Origin of the sequence: Pseudomonas sp. 32_A (genome assembly GCF_017490905.1) — a bacterium.
In the GTDB taxonomy this organism is placed as follows: Bacteria; Pseudomonadota; Gammaproteobacteria; order Pseudomonadales; family Pseudomonadaceae; genus Aquipseudomonas; species Aquipseudomonas inefficax.
The window spans coordinates 1-490 of sequence record NZ_JAFGYI010000235.1 but is presented as its reverse complement, the minus strand read 5'-3'; the positions used below and the strand labels follow the sequence as shown (position 1 = coordinate 490).

General features: G+C 59.2%; 1 protein-coding gene and 1 pseudogene. One reads left to right on the top strand and one right to left on the bottom strand.

All coding sequences use genetic code 11. The features are described from left to right. A partial coding sequence (locus J5M58_RS28150; protein ID WP_243432563.1) for a tetratricopeptide repeat protein occupies positions 1-244 on the top strand: 244 nt, incomplete at its 5' end. A 77-nt stretch (positions 245-321) separates the two neighbouring features. Here J5M58_RS28150 and J5M58_RS28570 read toward each other — a convergent pair. Continuing rightward, positions 322-490, bottom strand: a pseudogene (locus J5M58_RS28570) (tripartite tricarboxylate transporter substrate-binding protein); the annotation flags it as partial.

The window sequence follows — 490 nt, the reverse complement described above, 5'->3', positions numbered from 1 at the left end:
GTACTGGTATTATCCGATCCGTCAATCTCTCGCCGCTGCCCTGCTGCAGGCTGGCCGGTATGCGGACGCGGAGAAGCAGTTCCAGCGCGCGCTGAGCCGGGCGCCAGCCAATGGCTGGTCATATTACGGGCTCGCGGAACTGCATAAGGCACGCGGCAACACCGCCGCCGCACAGAAGGCCGAGGCTGACCTTGCCAAAACGTGGATCGGCGACCGCAAGCTGCTGCAGATTTCCAATCTCTGAAACTTGCAATGTAAGGTCCGCCCGTGACGCGCATCCGAGCTCAGCTCACTGGAGCTTGCATCGGCCGCCTTGATCACGTTGCCCCAACGACCAACCTCGTCGTACATGTATTTGGTTGTCTTCTCGACCGAGCCGCCGAAAACTTCAGCAGATAACTTCTTCAAATGGTCGCGCATGTCCGGTTGACGCAGGGCCTCGTTCACATCGCCGTTGATCTTGGCGACGATGTTCTTTGGCGTATTGGGC